16 protein-coding genes are annotated in these 14,867 nt (G+C 62.7%); 10 read left to right on the top strand and 6 right to left on the bottom strand.

Features of this window, described 5'->3' with window-relative positions; all coding sequences use genetic code 11:
• Window positions 1-38 precede the first annotated feature (38 nt).
• On the bottom strand, window positions 39-1,511 hold the full coding sequence (gene modF, locus Q9R34_RS00580) for a molybdate ABC transporter ATP-binding protein ModF (RefSeq protein ID WP_485892006.1): 1,473 nt from the start codon (window positions 1,509-1,511) through the stop codon (window positions 39-41).
• A gap of 76 nt (window positions 1,512-1,587) precedes the next feature.
• Entirely contained in the window at window positions 1,588-2,370 is a 783-nt protein-coding gene (modE, locus tag Q9R34_RS00575; RefSeq protein ID WP_485892005.1) for a molybdenum-dependent transcriptional regulator, read from the bottom strand.
• A gap of 134 nt (window positions 2,371-2,504) precedes the next feature.
• On the opposite strand from modE, the gene Q9R34_RS00570 reads away from it, so the two are divergent.
• The 4 genes from Q9R34_RS00570 to modC all read left to right on the top strand — a co-directional run bounded on the left by Q9R34_RS00570 (window position 2,505) and on the right by modC (window position 5,311).
• Entirely contained in the window at window positions 2,505-2,657 is a 153-nt protein-coding gene (locus Q9R34_RS00570) for an AcrZ family multidrug efflux pump-associated protein (RefSeq protein ID WP_033751635.1), read from the top strand.
• A 136-nt stretch (window positions 2,658-2,793) separates the two neighbouring features.
• The gene (gene modA, locus Q9R34_RS00565; protein ID WP_485892004.1) at window positions 2,794-3,567 is read left to right on the top strand and encodes a molybdate ABC transporter substrate-binding protein; all 774 of its coding nucleotides are present in this window, start codon (window positions 2,794-2,796) and stop codon (window positions 3,565-3,567) included.
• Entirely contained in the window at window positions 3,564-4,253 is a 690-nt protein-coding gene (modB, locus tag Q9R34_RS00560) for a molybdate ABC transporter permease subunit (RefSeq protein ID WP_434126747.1), read from the top strand. Before modA ends, modB begins: the two co-directional genes overlap by 4 nt.
• Window positions 4,253-5,311 (top strand): molybdenum ABC transporter ATP-binding protein ModC, encoded by a 1,059-nt coding sequence (gene modC / locus Q9R34_RS00555; RefSeq protein WP_434126745.1) that lies wholly within the window; start codon window positions 4,253-4,255, stop codon window positions 5,309-5,311. The genes modB and modC overlap by 1 nt, the downstream gene beginning before the upstream one ends.
• Here modC and Q9R34_RS00550 read toward each other — a convergent pair whose 3' ends face one another.
• Window positions 5,312-6,130: a pyridoxal phosphatase gene (locus Q9R34_RS00550; protein ID WP_485892003.1), complete on the bottom strand. Its 819-nt coding sequence runs from the start codon at window positions 6,128-6,130 to the stop codon at window positions 5,312-5,314.
• Between the two features lie 156 nt (window positions 6,131-6,286).
• On the opposite strand from Q9R34_RS00550, the gene pgl reads away from it, so the two are divergent.
• Both pgl and Q9R34_RS00540 read left to right on the top strand, forming a co-directional pair.
• Complete coding sequence (gene pgl, locus Q9R34_RS00545) at window positions 6,287-7,285, top strand: 6-phosphogluconolactonase (RefSeq protein WP_485892002.1); 999 nt, start codon at window positions 6,287-6,289, stop codon at window positions 7,283-7,285.
• Between the two features lie 132 nt (window positions 7,286-7,417).
• Window positions 7,418-8,374, top strand: a complete 957-nt coding sequence (locus tag Q9R34_RS00540) for an Rpn family recombination-promoting nuclease/putative transposase (RefSeq protein WP_485892001.1) — start codon at window positions 7,418-7,420, stop codon at window positions 8,372-8,374.
• Between the two features lie 47 nt (window positions 8,375-8,421).
• On the opposite strand, the gene Q9R34_RS00535 is transcribed toward Q9R34_RS00540, so the two are convergent.
• Window positions 8,422-8,898, bottom strand: coding sequence for a kinase inhibitor (locus Q9R34_RS00535; protein WP_033751616.1), 477 nt, complete (start codon window positions 8,896-8,898; stop codon window positions 8,422-8,424).
• An 86-nt stretch (window positions 8,899-8,984) separates the two neighbouring features.
• The gene (bioA, locus tag Q9R34_RS00530; protein WP_434126739.1) at window positions 8,985-10,277 is read right to left on the bottom strand and encodes an adenosylmethionine--8-amino-7-oxononanoate transaminase; all 1,293 of its coding nucleotides are present in this window, start codon (window positions 10,275-10,277) and stop codon (window positions 8,985-8,987) included.
• 86 nt (window positions 10,278-10,363) lie between these two features.
• Here bioA and bioB point away from each other — a divergent pair, with 86 nt between their 5' ends.
• From bioB to bioD, 4 genes are read left to right on the top strand one after another with little or no spacing between them, the layout of a single operon-like run.
• Window positions 10,364-11,395 carry a biotin synthase BioB gene (bioB, locus tag Q9R34_RS00525; protein ID WP_434126737.1) on the top strand — a complete coding sequence of 344 codons (1,032 nt, stop codon included), beginning with the start codon at window positions 10,364-10,366 and terminating at the stop codon, window positions 11,393-11,395.
• Window positions 11,395-12,534 carry an 8-amino-7-oxononanoate synthase gene (locus Q9R34_RS00520; protein ID WP_485892000.1) on the top strand — a complete coding sequence of 380 codons (1,140 nt, stop codon included), beginning with the start codon at window positions 11,395-11,397 and terminating at the stop codon, window positions 12,532-12,534. Before bioB ends, Q9R34_RS00520 begins: the two co-directional genes overlap by 1 nt.
• Complete coding sequence (gene bioC / locus Q9R34_RS00515; RefSeq protein WP_485891999.1) at window positions 12,518-13,273, top strand: malonyl-ACP O-methyltransferase BioC; 756 nt, start codon at window positions 12,518-12,520, stop codon at window positions 13,271-13,273. The genes Q9R34_RS00520 and bioC overlap by 17 nt, the downstream gene beginning before the upstream one ends.
• Window positions 13,270-13,938, top strand: a complete 669-nt coding sequence (gene bioD, locus Q9R34_RS00510) for a dethiobiotin synthase (RefSeq protein WP_434126733.1) — start codon at window positions 13,270-13,272, stop codon at window positions 13,936-13,938. The genes bioC and bioD overlap by 4 nt, the downstream gene beginning before the upstream one ends.
• A gap of 3 nt (window positions 13,939-13,941) precedes the next feature.
• Here the strand turns inward: bioD and Q9R34_RS00505 are convergent, their stop codons facing one another.
• Entirely contained in the window at window positions 13,942-14,664 is a 723-nt protein-coding gene (locus Q9R34_RS00505) for an ABC transporter ATP-binding protein (protein ID WP_434126731.1), read from the bottom strand.
• Between the last annotated feature and the right edge of the window lie 203 nt (window positions 14,665-14,867).

Here is a 14,867-nt window from a genome sequence, read left to right as displayed (position 1 = left end):
CGAGGGAAAGCGGACGCCGCCTGGCGGCGTCGCGAATGTTAATCCAGACGCGCCTGCTGACAGGCGTAGCCCTCGGCGGCAGGCACAAAGCTGAGTCGATGGGTGATGCAGCGCGGCGCGTCTTCCGCGTGGTGCGAAACGAACAGCAGCTGGGTGCGCCCTTCGCCGATCAGAATATCGACGAAGCGGCGCACCAGCTGGCGATTGATGGGATCCAGCCCCTGCAGCGGTTCGTCAAGGATCAGCAGCGCCGGATGCTTCACCAGCGCGCGGGCGATCAGCACCAGCCGCTGCTGGCCCCAGGAGAGGCTATGGAAGGGCGCGTCGGCCAGCGCGTTATCCATACCGAGCAGCGCCAGCCACTGCCGCGCCAGCGCCTTCTGCCGCTCCGACGCCGCCTGATAGAGGCCGATGGAGTCGAAGAAGCCGGAGAGGATCACGGTGCGCACGTTGACGCTGACGCGATACTCCAGATGCAGGCTGCTGCTGACGTAGCCGATGTGCTGTTTGATATCCCAGATGGTTTCACCGCTGCCGCGTTTGATGCCGAACAGCCAGAGATCGTTGCTGTAGCCCTGAGGATGATCGCCGGTCACCAGGCTCAGCAGCGTCGATTTTCCGGCGCCGTTCGGCCCGACAATCTGCCAGTGTTCGCCCGCATTGACCTGCCAGTTCAGCCCGTTGATTATCGCCTTTTCGTTGTAACAGACCATGCCGTTGCGCAGGATGACGCGCGGCGTATCCTGCGCCAGCGTCGGCAGATGGTCGGGCGTATCCGCTTCCGGCAGGGCCATGCCCTCCAGCCGTTCGCTGTGCGCCAGCTGCGCCACCAGCGCTTCCGCCAGGATCGCCTCGCGCGCGCCAACGTGGGTCAGGGTGCACTCCGCCAGCACGCCGACCTGCTGAATAAAATCGGGGATGTCGTCAAAGCGGTTAAGCACCAGCACCAGCGCGACGTCGGGCTGCTGCAGGTTCGCCAGCGTCTCCGTCAGGCTGGCGTGCGAGGCGACGTCGAGGCCGTCGAAAGGCTCGTCGAGGATCAGCAGGTCGGGCTGTTTCATCAGCGCCTGGCAGAGCAGCACCTTGCGCGTCTCGCCGGTTGAAAGGTATTTAAAGCGCCGATCGAGCAGGTAGCCGATGGCGAAGCGCTCCGCCAGCGCCAGCGCGCGCGCCGCGTCCTGGACATCATCCTGGATAATCTCCAGCGCGGTGCGGCCGGTATCGGTTTCGCCTTCGCTCAGCAGATCGGTGTTGTTGCGTTCCCATTCGTCGGCGACCAGCTTTTGCAACTGTTCCAGCGACAGGCGCGTCGGGCGCGCGAACCGGCTGGAGAATTCCCCTTTTTCCGGCGCCAGCTCGCCCGCCAGCGCGCGCGCCAGCGACGATTTGCCGCTGCCGTTGGCACCGACGAAGGCCCAGCTCTGGCCGCCCGTCAGTCGCAGATCGTTCAGGTTGAGTAATCGGGTGTCGCTAAGACGAAACGTGCCTTGCGAAATTTGCAATAATGCCATGATGTGTTCCACTTTACGCACTGTAATACCGGGTTGTACCCAGTGCCGTCAGGGAAGTCAAATCATGGCGCGCAGGTCAGAGCAGCGTAGCGATAATCGCGTGTTCGGCATTAAAACTTGCCGTGACGGCGTCGCCCGGCTGCAGATTCTGCTGCTGCACCTGCTGGTTAGAGAGCGTGGCGCAGAGCGATTCGCCGCTCGGCAGCGTCATCAGCACTTCGCTCATCTGCTCGCCGGGTTCAATCTGGCTCACCTGCGCGCGCAGCTGGTTATCCGCCTGTGACGCCTCCCGGCTCACCTGAATCCATGGCGCTTTGATCAGCACCAGCACCTCTTTGCCCGCCTCAAGCTGCAGGCGCGCCACGCTGCGCTCGGTCAGCGCCACGCTAAGCTGGGTGCCGCCATCGGCGAGCCGCACCTGGAGATGCTGCACCACGTGCTGCTGGTCATGGGCCACTACGGTGCCGAACAGCTGGTTGCGCGCGCTGGTCTGCAGGGAGAAGCGCGCGATAGTCGCCAGCAGACTGTCGAGCGGCACGGCGTCGTTTTGCAGCGCGTCGAACGCCTTTTGCTGAATCTGCTCCAGCAGCTGAAACAGCTGGATAAGCCGCTCGCCGTAGCGCGTCAGCTGTGCGCCGCCGCCGCCTTTGCCACCGGTCACGCGCTCGACCAGCGTGTCGTCAGCCAGCTGGTTCATCTCATTGATCGCGTCCCAGGCGCTTTTGTAGCTGATGCCCGCCAGCTTCGCGCCCTGGCTGATGGAGCCGGTTTCGCGGATGCGTTTCAGTAGCGCGATACGGCGCGGATCGGCGAACAGCTTCTGCTGCAGCCGGATGGAGAGGGAAAGTTCAGCCTGCATGGTGGCGTCTCCAGAACGTGTGAATGCCACGATCATAGCGGGGAGCAACGTAAAAAGTAAAAGCACGAAAAGGGCAGTGCGTTTTTTTCCTCAGACGTTACAATCACTTTTTTGCTTTGCTGAGTGAGACTTCCATGCTGGAACTGTTAAAAAGCCTTGCTGTAGCGGTGATTATGGTGCCGGTGGTGATGGCGATTATGCTGGGCCTGATTTATGGCCTGGGCGAGGTGTTCAACGTCATCTCGAAATTTGGCCGCCGCGAGCACGCTTCACGCTCCACCCGCTGATTTTACGACGCCCGCTCAAGCGGGCGTTTTTATTTGCTTTCGCTCAACCTTCCTCTCTTTCTGCCGATAATTTTATCACGCTCCCCCAGGTGGGCGTTGTATCATCGACTATACAACGCAAAACAGGAGAACACCCATGTCATTACCATCAATCCGCTGGGGCATCGCCGCCGCGCTGAGCATCACGCTGGCCGGTCAGGCCGCCGCCGCTGAGAAAGTCACCGTCTTCGCCGCCGCGTCGTTGACCAACGCGCTGCAGGAGATTGCGACGCAGTATAAAAAGAAAACCGACGTCGAGGTGGTGTCGTCGTTTGCCTCCTCCTCTACGCTGGCGCGTCAGATTGAGCAGGGCGCGCCCGCCGATCTTTTTATCTCAGCGGACCAGCAATGGATGGATGACGCCGTCGCCAAAAAGAGCATGGAGGACGCCACGCGCGTGACCCTGCTCGGCAATGAACTGGTGCTGGTGGCGCCGCGCGGCGACAGCGCGAAGCCCGTTACGCTGAATCAGCAGACCAACTGGAAAAGCCTGTTGAAAGGCGAGCGTCTGGCGGTCGGCGATCCCGATCATGTGCCTGCGGGCATTTACGCGCAGGAAGCGCTGCAAACGCTGGGCGCCTGGGAGCAGGTTTCGCCCTCGCTGGCGCGCGCCAATAACGTACGCGCCGCGCTGGCGCTGGTCGAGCGCAATGAGACGCCCTACGGTATCGTCTACGGATCGGACGCAGTAGCCAGCAGCAAAGTGCAGGTTGTCGGCACTTTCCCGGCTGCCAGCCACAAGCCGGTGGAATATCCGATGGCGATCGTCAAGGCGCATAACAACGCTGCGGTGAAGGCGTTTTATGACTACCTGAAAGGGCCGGAAGCGGCCGCGGTGTTCAAACATTACGGATTCTCTCCAAAAGCATGATACTCAGCGATCCCGAATGGCAGGCAGTGATGCTTAGCCTGAAAGTCTCCAGCATCGCGGTGCTGTTCAGCCTGCCGTTTGGCATCCTTATGGCCTGGATCCTGGTGCGCTGCCAGTTTCCAGGCAAATCGCTGCTCGACAGCCTTATTCATCTGCCGCTGGTGTTGCCGCCGGTGGTGGTGGGCTATCTGCTGCTGATCGGCCTGGGTCGACGCGGCATAATTGGCCAGTATCTCTACGACTGGTTCGGCTTTAGCTTCGCCTTTAGCTGGCGCGGCGCGGCGCTCGCCTCCGCTGCCATCGCCTTTCCGCTGATGGTGCGCGCCATCCGGCTGGCGCTGGAGGCGGTGGATATGCGGCTGGAGCAGGCGGCGCGCACGCTCGGCGCCGGGCGCTGGCGCGTCTTTTTCACCATCACGCTGCCGCTGACGCTGCCCGGCATTATTGTCGGCACCGTGCTGGCCTTCGCCCGCTCGCTGGGCGAGTTCGGCGCTACCATTACTTTCGTTTCCAATATTCCGCAGGAGACGCGCACGCTGCCGCTGGCGATGTTCACCCTGATTGAAACGCCAGGCGCAGAGGGCGCGGCGGCGCGGCTCTGCGCTATCGCCATTGCGCTGGCGCTGCTGTCGCTGCTCCTCTCCGAATGGCTGGCGCGCTGGGGCCGTAAAAGGATGGGCGCCTGATGCTGACGCTGAACTTTTCGCAGCGGCTGGGTGAGCACCAGCTCGATATCGACGCGCAGATCCCAGCGAAGGGGATTACTGCGGTATTCGGCGTCTCCGGCGCCGGCAAGACATCGCTGATCAACGCCATCAGCGGGCTGACGCAGCCGCAGCGCGGCACGATTGCGCTTAACGGGCGTGTGCTGCTCGACGTGGAGAAGAGGGTGATGTTGCCGCCGGAAAAACGCCGCGTCGGCTATGTGTTTCAGGATGCGCGGCTGTTTCCGCACTATCGCGTGCGCGGCAATCTGCACTACGGCATGTCGCCCGCGATGAAAGGGCAGTTCGACGCGCTGGTAGCGCTGCTGGGGCTGGAAAAGCTGCTGGATCGTTTTCCGCTGTCGCTCTCCGGCGGTGAAAAGCAGCGCGTCGCCATTGGCCGCGCGCTGCTGAGCGCGCCCGATATTCTGCTGATGGACGAGCCGCTCGCCTCGCTCGATCTGCCGCGCAAGCGCGAGCTGATGCCCTATCTGCAGAAGCTGGCGAAGCAGGTCGAAATCCCGGTGCTCTACGTCACCCACAGCCTTGATGAAATTTTGCAGCTGGCGGAAAACGTGCTGGTGCTCGATCGCGGCGGCGTCAAAGCGTTCGGCCCGCTGGAAAAAGTCTGGAGCAGCAGCGCGATGCGCCCCTGGCTGCCGGTAAGCGAGCTGACCAGCGTGCTGCGCGTGCAGGTGCTGGAGCATCATCCCGACTATCCCATGAGCGCGCTGTCGCTCGGCGACCAGCATATCTGGGTGAGCCGGGTTAACTATCCGGTGAAAACCCCGCTGCGCATCCGTATTGCCTCGGCGGACGTCTCGCTGGCGCTGCAGCCGCCGCAGCACAGCTCGATACGCAATATCCTGCCAGCGCAGGTGGTGGAGCTGCTGGAGGTGGGCGATCAGGTCGAGGTGCGTCTGCGCATCGGCGTCAGCGAACTCTGGGCGCGCATTTCGCCCTGGGCGCGGGATGAGCTGGGCATTCGGCCCGATCAGTGGCTCTATGCCCAGATTAAAAGCGTATCGGTTGCCGCCTGATTAAAGCAGCTGCTGCGCAATCACCTCGGCGATGCCCGGCTCAAGGTTGGTGCCGATCACCCGTTTCGCGTGCGCCTTGATCGCCTCGTCCGCATTGCCCATCGCCACGCCCAGCCCGACGGCCTCCAGCATGCTCAGATCGTTATAGTTGTCGCCGAAGGCGATGACTTCCTGCATGGAGAAGCCGAGCGAGGCGACCCACTCCGCCAGCCGCTTGCCTTTGCTGTTGCCGCGCTGCGCGATATCCACCTGATCGTGCCACGACCATTCGCACGCCAGCCCCAGCTCCGCTTCCACACGCGTCGCAAACTGCTGCAGTTCGGCCCTGTTTTCATGGGAAAGCGCGAACTTCCAGATCGCCTGCGCGTCGCGCGCCGCCTGCGCCAGGTCTGGCACCTGAACAAACAGCGGACGCTGATGCGGCGGCAGCGATTCCGCCCATTTCAGGGTGCGTATTACATGGCCGGTCGGCGTCTGATAGAGCATCGCATCGTCGACGTAGAGCAGGCCGTGAATCTGCTGCTCATCCAGCATCTCAATCACGCGCAGCGCCTGGTCTTTATCCAGCGGGTCGGCAGCCAGCATCTTTTTCGCCTGATAATCATACAAATAGGTGCCGTTGCAGCAGATTGCGGGTGTATCGAGTTCCAGCGCCTGATAAAAAGGGTGGATGGCGCAGTGGTGACGGCCGGTGACGATAGCCACCTTGACGCCCGCCTGACGGGCACGCTTCAGCGCCTCGATGGACTGGGGCAGGATGGTTTTCGCGGGCGTCAGCAGTGTGCCGTCAAGGTCGAGGGCGATTACGCGATAGCTCATGACTTATTCCGTGTGAAAGCATTGAGGCACCGAGTCTACACCCGGGCGCGGGCCTGAGACAAAAAGCAGGGCACAAATGATTCCGGCGCACCGTGGCAAAACAGGCTACAGTGAGCCACAGACAAAAAACTGACAGGCTGCGAACAAGGAGAATGCATGAAACAAGTCGTTTATACCGCCAGTCCCGAGAGCCAGCAGATCCACGCGTGGCGGTTAGATGAAGAGGGCGCACTTTCGCTGTTGCAGGTGACGGACGTCTCCGGCCAGGTTCAGCCAATGGTGGTCAGCCCGAAGAAAGATTTTCTCTACGTCGGCGTGCGCCCGAACTTTCGCGTGCTGGCATTCCGCATTGCCGCCGACGGCACCCTGAGCGAAGCGGGCGATGCGCCGCTGCCGGGCAGTCCGACCCATATTTCCACCGATCGCGCTGGCAACTTTCTGTTTTGCGGCTCCTATAACGACGCCTGCGTCAGCGTCAGCCCGATTGGCGATGACGGACTGCCGCAGGCGCCGTCTCAGGTGATCCGCGAGCTGGAGGGCTGTCACTCCGCCAATATCGACAACGCCAACCAGACGCTGTTCGTTCCGGCCCTGAAGCAGGATCGCATCTGCCTTTATTCCCTGAGCGCCGACGGCACCCTGGCGCCGCGCGAGCAGGCGCAGGTCAACACGGTAGAGGGCGCGGGCCCGCGTCATATGGCGTTTCATCCCAACGGCAGCTACGCCTACTGCGTCAACGAACTCGACAGCACCGTCGACGTCTGGGCGCTGAGCAATGCGCGCGGCGAAGTTGAGCGCGTGCAGTCGCTGGACATGATGCCGCCGGGCTTTAACGAAACGCGCTGGGCGGCGGATATTCACCTGACCCCTAACGGCCGCTTCCTTTACGCCTGCGATCGCACCAGCAGCACCATTACGGTGTTCAGCGTCAGCGAAGATGGTGGCTTGCTCTCTATCGAGGGCTATCAGCCGACGGAAACCCAGCCGCGCGGCTTCAATATCGATCACAGCGGTCGTTATCTGGTGGCGGCAGGTCAGAAATCGCACCATATCGAAGTGTACCGTATCAGCGAGCCGCAAGGATTGCTGACTCCGCTGGCGCGCTATGCGGTGGGCCAGGGACCGATGTGGGTAGTGATCCACCCGCTCGATTAGGAATAGTGCGCAGGCGCAGCGGGGGCGCGGCCCCGCTGCTTTAGCGAAAAAGCAGGATACTGCTCTGAGATCAATATCGAGCTTTTCTGGCTGTGACAGGATGGGCGGATCTTTTTTTCGGAGTCAGGAACGATGAAGAAGAAAAACCGCACGTCTACCCCGCACGATGCTACGTTCCGGCAGTTTCTTACTCAGCCGGAAATCGCCCGCGATTTTATGTTGATCCACCTTCCGCCTGAACTGCGCGACGTCTGCGATCTCAACACGCTAAAGCTGGAGTCCGGCTCTTTTGTCGAGGATGACCTGCGTCAGTATTTTAGCGATGTGCTCTACAGCCTGAAAACTCTCGCGGGCGATGACAGCTATGTTCATGTTCTGATTGAGCATCAGTCTACGCCGGATAAACATATGGCATTCAGGCTGCTGCGTTATGCGGTGGCTGCTATGCAGCGCCATCTGGATGCTGGCCATAAAAAATTGCCGCTGGTGATACCGGTGCTGTTTTACGTGGGCAAGCGCAGCCCCTATCCCTGGTCAACCTGCTGGCTGGATGAGTTTAGCGATCCGGCACTGGCGGCAAGGCTCTACGGCACCGCTTTTCCACTGGTGGACGTCACCGTCATTCCTGACGAAGAGATTGCCGGTCATCGCACCATGGCTGCGCTGACGCTGCTGCAAAAGCACATTCATCAGCGCGATTTGGGCGAGATGCTGGACAAGCTGGCGTCTATCCTGCTGGCCGGTTATCTCTCTTCATCGCAGTTAATATCGCTGGTACACTATATTCTTCAGGCTGGCGAAGCCTCGGACGGCAAAGCTTTTGTTCGCGAACTGGCACAGCGGATGCCGCAACAGGGGGACGAATTGATGACCATTGCAGAACAGCTTAAACAGGAAGGTCTTAAAAAAGGGCTTGAACAAGGTCTTGAACAAGGTCTTGAAAAAGGTATGCAGCTTGGCCGTCAGGAAGGCCGTAACCAGGGTAAACTGGAAGTCGCTCGACGCCTGCTGGAGATGGGCATGCCCAGCGAGTCGATACAGGAAGCGACCGGCCTGAGCGAGGCGGAGCTGGCGCAAATCTGCCATTAATCGCTGGCGTAGCGGCGTCGCCTTTCGCGCGCCGCCTTCAGGCTCCGTTACGAATAGTTTACCGTAATGCTGGCGCTCGCCAGCGCATGAAAATGCACGTTAAAGCCGACCATCGCGCCGCTCGCCTCGGCGTCCACCTCGATTGTCTCAACATCCAGCGCATGCACGGTAAAAATATAGCGATGGCTTTCGCCCTGCGGCGGTGCCGCGCCGCCGTAGCCGGCTTTGCCAAAATCGGTGCGCGTCTGCAGCGCCCCTGGCGGCAGCATCGCCAGGCCGGAACCGGCGCCTTGCTCCAGCAGCTGGGTGCTGGCGGGAATATTCACCACCACCCAGTGCCACCAGCCGGAACCGGTCGGCGCATCGGGATCGTAACAGGTCACGACGAAGCTTTTGGTGCCTTCCGGCGCATCGTCCCACGCCAGATGCGGGGAGATATTGTCGCCCTGATAGCCCATGCCGTTAAACACCTGGCGCTCCGGCATCTTGTCGCCGTCGTTAAAATCATTGCTGTAAACGCGCATCTTCTCTCCTCGGTTGTGATAAACCTTCAGTATCAACGTCTTCCATCTTAGCGAAAAAAGACGACGGTTCCAGCCGTTAGCGACAATCAGGCGCTAAAGTGCGCCTCCCGCGTCAGCGCTTCCGCAATCGCCTCGGTCAGCTGGCGCAGCGCCTGCGGCGTGATGATATAGGGCGGCATCAGGTAGATCAGACGGCCAAACGGACGGATCCAGACGCCGCGCTCGACAAAAAAACGCTGCAGCGCGGCCATATTGACCGGACGGTGCGTCTCAATCACGCCGATTGCGCCCAGCACGCGCACATCCGCTACCTGCGGCGCGGCGCGCAGCGGCATCAGCTCTTCGCGCAGCTGCCGTTCGATGCGCGCCACCTGCTGCGGCCAGTGGCCTTCGTTAAGCAGAGAGAGGCTCTCTGCGGCCACGGCGCACGCCAGCGGATTGCCCATAAAGGTCGGCCCGTGCATAAAACAGCCCGCCGGGCTGTCGCTGATGCCGTCGGCGACGCGGCGCGTAGCGAGGGTCGCCGCCAGCGTCATCATACCGCCGGTCAGCGCCTTGCCGACGCAGAGAATATCGGGCGTCACTGCTGCATGCTCGCAGGCGAAAAGCTTGCCGCTACGGCCGAAGCCGGTGGCGATCTCATCGGCAATCAGCAGCAGATCATAGCGATCGCAGCACTCGCGCACCCGCTGCAGATAGCGCGGATGATAGAAGCGCATGCCGCCCGCGCCCTGTACGATCGGCTCGAGTATCACCGCCGCAAGCCTGGCGTGATGCAGTTCGATCAGGCGGACAAAGTCATCCGCATCGCGCTCGTCCCAGTCATCATTAAAGCCGCACTGCGGCGCCGCGGCAAAGTGGTGCTCCGGCAAGTAGCCGCGCCACAGGCTGTGCATCGAATTATCGGGATCGCAGACCGACATCGCCGCAAAGGTGTCGCCGTGATAGCCCCGCGCCAGCGTCAGAAACTGCTGGCGCGTTTCGCCGCGTCCGAGCCAGTACTGCATCGCCATCTTCATCGCCACTTCCACCGCGACCGAGCCGGAATCGGCGAGGAACACGCACTCCAGCGCGGCGGGCGTCATCGCCACCAGCTGGCGGCAGAGCGCGACTGCGGCAGGATGCGTAATGCCGCCGAACATCACATGCGACATCTGCGCCATCTGATCCTGCATTGCCTTATTGAGACGCGGATGGTTGTAGCCGTGAATTGCCGCCCACCAGGAGGACATGCCGTCCACCAGCTCGCGGCCATCCGCCAGCTGCAGCTGCGTGCCCTGCGCCGCGACGATTGGGTAGCAGGGCAGCGGATCGCGCATTGAGGTATAGGGATGCCAGATGTGCTGGCGGTCGAATTCAGCGTCCTGAGAGGTAAACATGGTAGTTGTAAACCAAAATAAAAAGATTTAGTTTACAAGTATAACCACGTTAACTGTCGGGATGACACCCTTTTTTGGAGTAGGCAATGGCACAACACTGGACGCTGGCGCAGGCGCAGGCGCTGTTTGATAAACCTTTTCTTGAGCTGATGTTTGAGGCGCAGCAGGTTCACCGCCAGCATTTCGACCCCCGGCAGGTGCAGGTCAGCACGCTGCTGTCGATCAAAACCGGTGCCTGCCCGGAGGACTGCAAATACTGCCCGCAAAGCGCCCGCTATAAAACCGGCCTGGCGTCCGAACGGCTGATGGAGGTGCAGGAGGTGCTGGCGTCGGCGCGCAAAGCGAAAGCGGCGGGATCGAGCCGCTTCTGCATGGGGGCGGCGTGGAAGAACCCCAACGACCGCGATATGCCTTACCTGGAGCAGATGGTGCAGGGCGTGAAGGCGCTGGGAATGGAGACCTGCATGACGCTCGGCACGCTAAGCGAGCAACAGGCGCAGCGCCTGGCGGGTGCCGGGCTCGATTTTTACAACCATAACCTCGACACCTCGCCGGAATTTTACGGCAGCATCATCACCACGCGATCCTATCAGGAGCGGCTGGATACGCTCGGCAAAGTGCGCGATGCCGGTATCAAAGTCTGCTCGGGCGGCATCGTCGGGCTGGGCGAAACCGTCAGCGATCGCGCCGGGCTGCTGGTGCAGCTGGCGAACCTGCCGACGCCGCCGGAGAGCGTGCCGATCAATATGCTAGTCAAGGTCAAAGGCACGCCGCTGGCAGATAACGACGACGTCGAGCCGTTTGACTTTATTCGCACCATCGCCGTGGCGCGCATCATGATGCCGACCTCGCACGTGCGCCTTTCGGCGGGCCGTGAACAGATGAGTGAGCAGACCCAGGCGATGTGCTTTATGGCAGGCGCCAACTCGATTTTCTACGGCTGCAAACTGCTCACCACGCCGAACCCGGAAGAGGACAAAGACCTGCTGCTGTTCCGCAAGCTGGGCCTCAATCCTGAACATACCCACACCACGCACGGCGATAACGAACAGCAGCAGCAGCTAAGCGAGCAGCTGTTCCACGCCGACACCGAACAGTTCTACAACGCGGCGCTGTAATGAGCTTCTCCACGCGTATGGCGCAGGCGCTGGAGGCGCGCCGCGTCGCTGACGGCTGGCGGCAGCGGCGGCGGGTCGCGCGCAACGATACCCGCACGCTGCAGGTCGCGGGCAAAACCTACCGCCACTTCTCCAGCAACGACTATCTCGGCCTGAGCCAGCATCCGGCGGTGCTCGCCGGCTGGCATCAGGGCGCGCCGGGCGCCGGCGCGTCGGGACACGTCACAGGCTACAGCAGCCGCCACGCCGAGCTGGAGGCGCAGCTCGCCGACTGGCTCGGCTACGCGCGCGCGCTGCTGTTTATCTCCGGCTTCGCCGCTAATCAGGCGATCGTGCATCTGCTGGCGCAGAAGCAGGATCGCATTATCGCCGATAAGCTGGCGCACGCGTCGCTGCTCGATGCGGCGGGCCATACGCCCGCCGCGCTGCGCCGCTTTCACCATAACGATGTTGAGAGCCTGACGCAGCGGCTGGCGTCGCCGTGCAGTGGCGAAACCCTGGTGATCACCGAAGGGATCTTCAGCATGGACGGCGACAGCGCGCCGCTGGAGGCGATCGCTGCCGCCACGCGTGGCGCAGACGGCTGGCTGCTGGTGGATGACGCCCACGGCATCGGCGTGGTGGGCGAGCAGGGGCGCGGCAGCTGCTGGCGGCAGGGCGTGAAGCCGGAGCTGCTGGTAGTGACCTTTGGCAAAGCCTTTGGCGTCAGCGGCGCGGCGCTGCTGTGCGACGACGCGACCGCTGACTATTTCCTGCAGTTCTCGCGCCACCTCATCTACTCGACGGCAATGCCGCCCGCCCAGGCGAGCGCGCTGCTGGCGGCGCTGCATGAGATTCAGGGCGGGGACGCGCTGCGTCAGCGGCTCAGCGACAATATTCAGCGCTTTCGCCGCGGCGCGGCGGGCTTGCCCTGGTCGCTGATGCCGTCGGAAAGCGCAATCCAGCCGCTGATCGTCGGCGAAAATGGTGCCGCGCTGGCGCTGGCGCAGCGGCTGGCGCAGGCGGGCTGCTGGGTCAGCGCCATCCGGCCGCCGACGGTGCCGCCCGGCACCGCGCGGCTGCGCATTACCCTGACCGCCGCCCACCAGGCGGATGATATCGACGTACTGCTGGAGGCGCTGCATGACGCTGCGGGTTAACAAAGCGGCGGTGGCGCGCGCCTTCGGCCGCGCGGCGGGCCACTACGAACAGCACGCCGAGCTGCAGCGCCGCTGCGGCGATGCGCTGCTGGCGCTGGCGCCGCCGCTGGCCGCTGGCGACCTGCTCGATGCGGGCTGCGGCACCGGCTGGTATAGCCGTCTCTGGCAGCAGCGCGGGCAGCGCGTCGTGGCGCTCGATCTCTCGCCGCAGATGCTGCGGCAGGCGCGCAGCCTTGATGCGGCGAGCGGCTATCTGGCGGGCGACATCGACGCCTTACCGCTGGCGAGCAGGAGCGTTGACTGCGTCTGGAGCAATCTGGCGGTGCAGTGGAGCAGCGACTTGCGCACCGCGCTGCAACAGTTCGCCCGCGTGCTGCGCCCCGACGGCGTTATGCTCTTCTCGACGCTGCTGGCCGACTCGCTGCAGGAGGTGCACGACGCCTGGCGGCCACTCAGCTTCGGGGAGCATGCTAATCGCTTTCTGACCGAGGCGCAGGTGCGCGCGGCGGGCGCCGGGCTCAACCTGCGCTTTATCCGTCAGACGCAGGTGATGCATTTTCCCAACGCCCTGAGCGCAATGCGATCGCTAAAGGGCATCGGCGCCACGCATCTGCACCAGGGCCGGGAGGGCGCGCCGCTGACGCGGCAGCGGCTGGCCCAGCTTGAGGCGCTGTGGCCGCGCGATGCGCAGGGCTGTCGCCTGACCTATCAACTGCTTTTTGGAGTGACGCAACGATGAAATGGTTTATTACCGGCACCGACACCGAGGTGGGCAAAACGGTCGCCAGCGGCGCGCTGCTGCAGGCGGCGGGCGCGGCGGGCTATCGCACTGCCGGCTATAAGCCGGTCGCCTCCGGCTGCGACGTCACGCCGGAAGGCGTGCGCAACGGCGACGCGCTGGCGCTGCAGCGCTACAGCAGCCTGACGCTGCGCTATGAACAGGTTAATCCGCTTGCGTTTATCGAGCCGACCGCGCCACATATTGTCAGCGCAGAAGAGGGCAGGCCCATCGCGTTTGAAAAGCTTTCACAGGGGCTGCGCGCGCTGGAGGCGCAGGCGGATTGGGTGCTGGTAGAGGGCGCAGGCGGCTGGTACACGCCGCTGTCGGAGACGCAGACCTATGCCGACTGGGTGGCGGAGGAGCAGCTTCCGGTGATCCTGGTGGTCGGAGTCAAGCTGGGCTGCATCAACCACGCCATGCTGACCGCCGATGCGGTGCTGGCGCGAAAGCTGCGGCTGGCAGGCTGGATCGCCAACGACATCGAGCCGCCGGGCAAGCGACATCACGCCTATATGGCGACCCTGAAACAGCGCATTCCCGCGCCGTTTCTCGGCGAAATTCCCTGGCTGCCCGATTCGGCGGCGCAGGCGGACTGCGGCCGCTTTATCACGCTGCCGCGCTAGCGTTCAGCTCACCGTCAGCCACTTATTGACGGTGAGATCGTCCAGCTGCGCTACGCGCCCCTGCGCGACGTTGCGGCCGCGATGCAGCAGCAAAAAGTAGTCGGCGACGCGGCGGATCAGGGAGACGCGCTGCTCCAGCAGCAGCACGGTCAGGCCGTAATCGAGATTCAGGCGGCGAATCAGGTTGCCCATCTCCTCTTCCAGCCACGGCGACATGCCGTCGGTCGGCTCGTCGAGGATCAGCAATCTGGGCCGCAGCACCAGCGCGCGCGCCAGCGCCAGCTGCTGCTGCTGATCTATGGGCAGCTCGCCGCTGCGCTGCTGCCGCAGCGAGTAGAGCGCCGGAAAGAGATCGAACACCATCTCAGGGATGACGTGCGGTTTGTCGCTCTGACCGCTGCCCGCCAGCAGGGCGATCAGCAGGTTATCCTCTACGCTCATCTGCGAGAAGATATGGCGCCCCTGCGGCACATAGCCGATCCCCATGCGCGCACGCTGTTCGGCCGGCTGCAGCAGCAGATCGCGCGGCGGAGCGCCATCTTCCTGCCAGGTCATCGATCCACTGTTAATCGGCAGGCGTCCCATTATGCAGTTCACCAGTGTGGTCTTGCCCATGCCCGGGCGGCCCAGCACGCCAGTGCAGGTGCCGGGCGGCAGGTCGAGATCCACATCCCACAGGATATGGTTCTGCCCGTAAAACTGATTCACCGAACGTAAACTCAGCATCTGACTCTCCTCTTACAGATCTTGCCTGAATGCTTCCGCTCTTTGACGTCTGGCAAACAAGTCTCATCGGTGGCGGTTGCGCGCATGTCGCCATGCCTGACTTTCCCCAACCCTCTCGCTGAACGCTGCAATTACCGGGCCAGAATGACTTTTCCGGCCAGGAAGCGTTGTCAGAGTGCCGTTGGCCCGAAAAAGATGAAAAA

It is taken from the genome of Enterobacter sp. BRE11, assembly GCF_031844285.1.
Classification (GTDB): domain Bacteria; phylum Pseudomonadota; class Gammaproteobacteria; order Enterobacterales; family Enterobacteriaceae; genus Pantoea.
This window is presented reverse-complemented; position numbering and strand designations above follow the sequence as displayed.

Coding starts and splice junctions, on each gene's coding strand:
- modF (WP_485892006.1), bottom strand. CDS start 1,511: ATGGCATTATTGCAAATTTCGCAAGGCACGTTTCGTCTTAGCGACACC.
- modE (WP_485892005.1), bottom strand. CDS start 2,370: ATGCAGGCTGAACTTTCCCTCTCCATCCGGCTGCAGCAGAAGCTGTTC.
- Q9R34_RS00570 (WP_033751635.1), top strand. CDS start 2,505: ATGCTGGAACTGTTAAAAAGCCTTGCTGTAGCGGTGATTATGGTGCCG.
- modA (WP_485892004.1), top strand. CDS start 2,794: ATGTCATTACCATCAATCCGCTGGGGCATCGCCGCCGCGCTGAGCATC.
- modB (WP_434126747.1), top strand. CDS start 3,564: ATGATACTCAGCGATCCCGAATGGCAGGCAGTGATGCTTAGCCTGAAA.
- modC (WP_434126745.1), top strand. CDS start 4,253: ATGCTGACGCTGAACTTTTCGCAGCGGCTGGGTGAGCACCAGCTCGAT.
- Q9R34_RS00550 (WP_485892003.1), bottom strand. CDS start 6,130: ATGAGCTATCGCGTAATCGCCCTCGACCTTGACGGCACACTGCTGACG.
- pgl (WP_485892002.1), top strand. CDS start 6,287: ATGAAACAAGTCGTTTATACCGCCAGTCCCGAGAGCCAGCAGATCCAC.
- Q9R34_RS00540 (WP_485892001.1), top strand. CDS start 7,418: ATGAAGAAGAAAAACCGCACGTCTACCCCGCACGATGCTACGTTCCGG.
- Q9R34_RS00535 (WP_033751616.1), bottom strand. CDS start 8,898: ATGCGCGTTTACAGCAATGATTTTAACGACGGCGACAAGATGCCGGAG.
- bioA (WP_434126739.1), bottom strand. CDS start 10,277: ATGTTTACCTCTCAGGACGCTGAATTCGACCGCCAGCACATCTGGCAT.
- bioB (WP_434126737.1), top strand. CDS start 10,364: ATGGCACAACACTGGACGCTGGCGCAGGCGCAGGCGCTGTTTGATAAA.
- Q9R34_RS00520 (WP_485892000.1), top strand. CDS start 11,395: ATGAGCTTCTCCACGCGTATGGCGCAGGCGCTGGAGGCGCGCCGCGTC.
- bioC (WP_485891999.1), top strand. CDS start 12,518: ATGACGCTGCGGGTTAACAAAGCGGCGGTGGCGCGCGCCTTCGGCCGC.
- bioD (WP_434126733.1), top strand. CDS start 13,270: ATGAAATGGTTTATTACCGGCACCGACACCGAGGTGGGCAAAACGGTC.
- Q9R34_RS00505 (WP_434126731.1), bottom strand. CDS start 14,664: ATGCTGAGTTTACGTTCGGTGAATCAGTTTTACGGGCAGAACCATATC.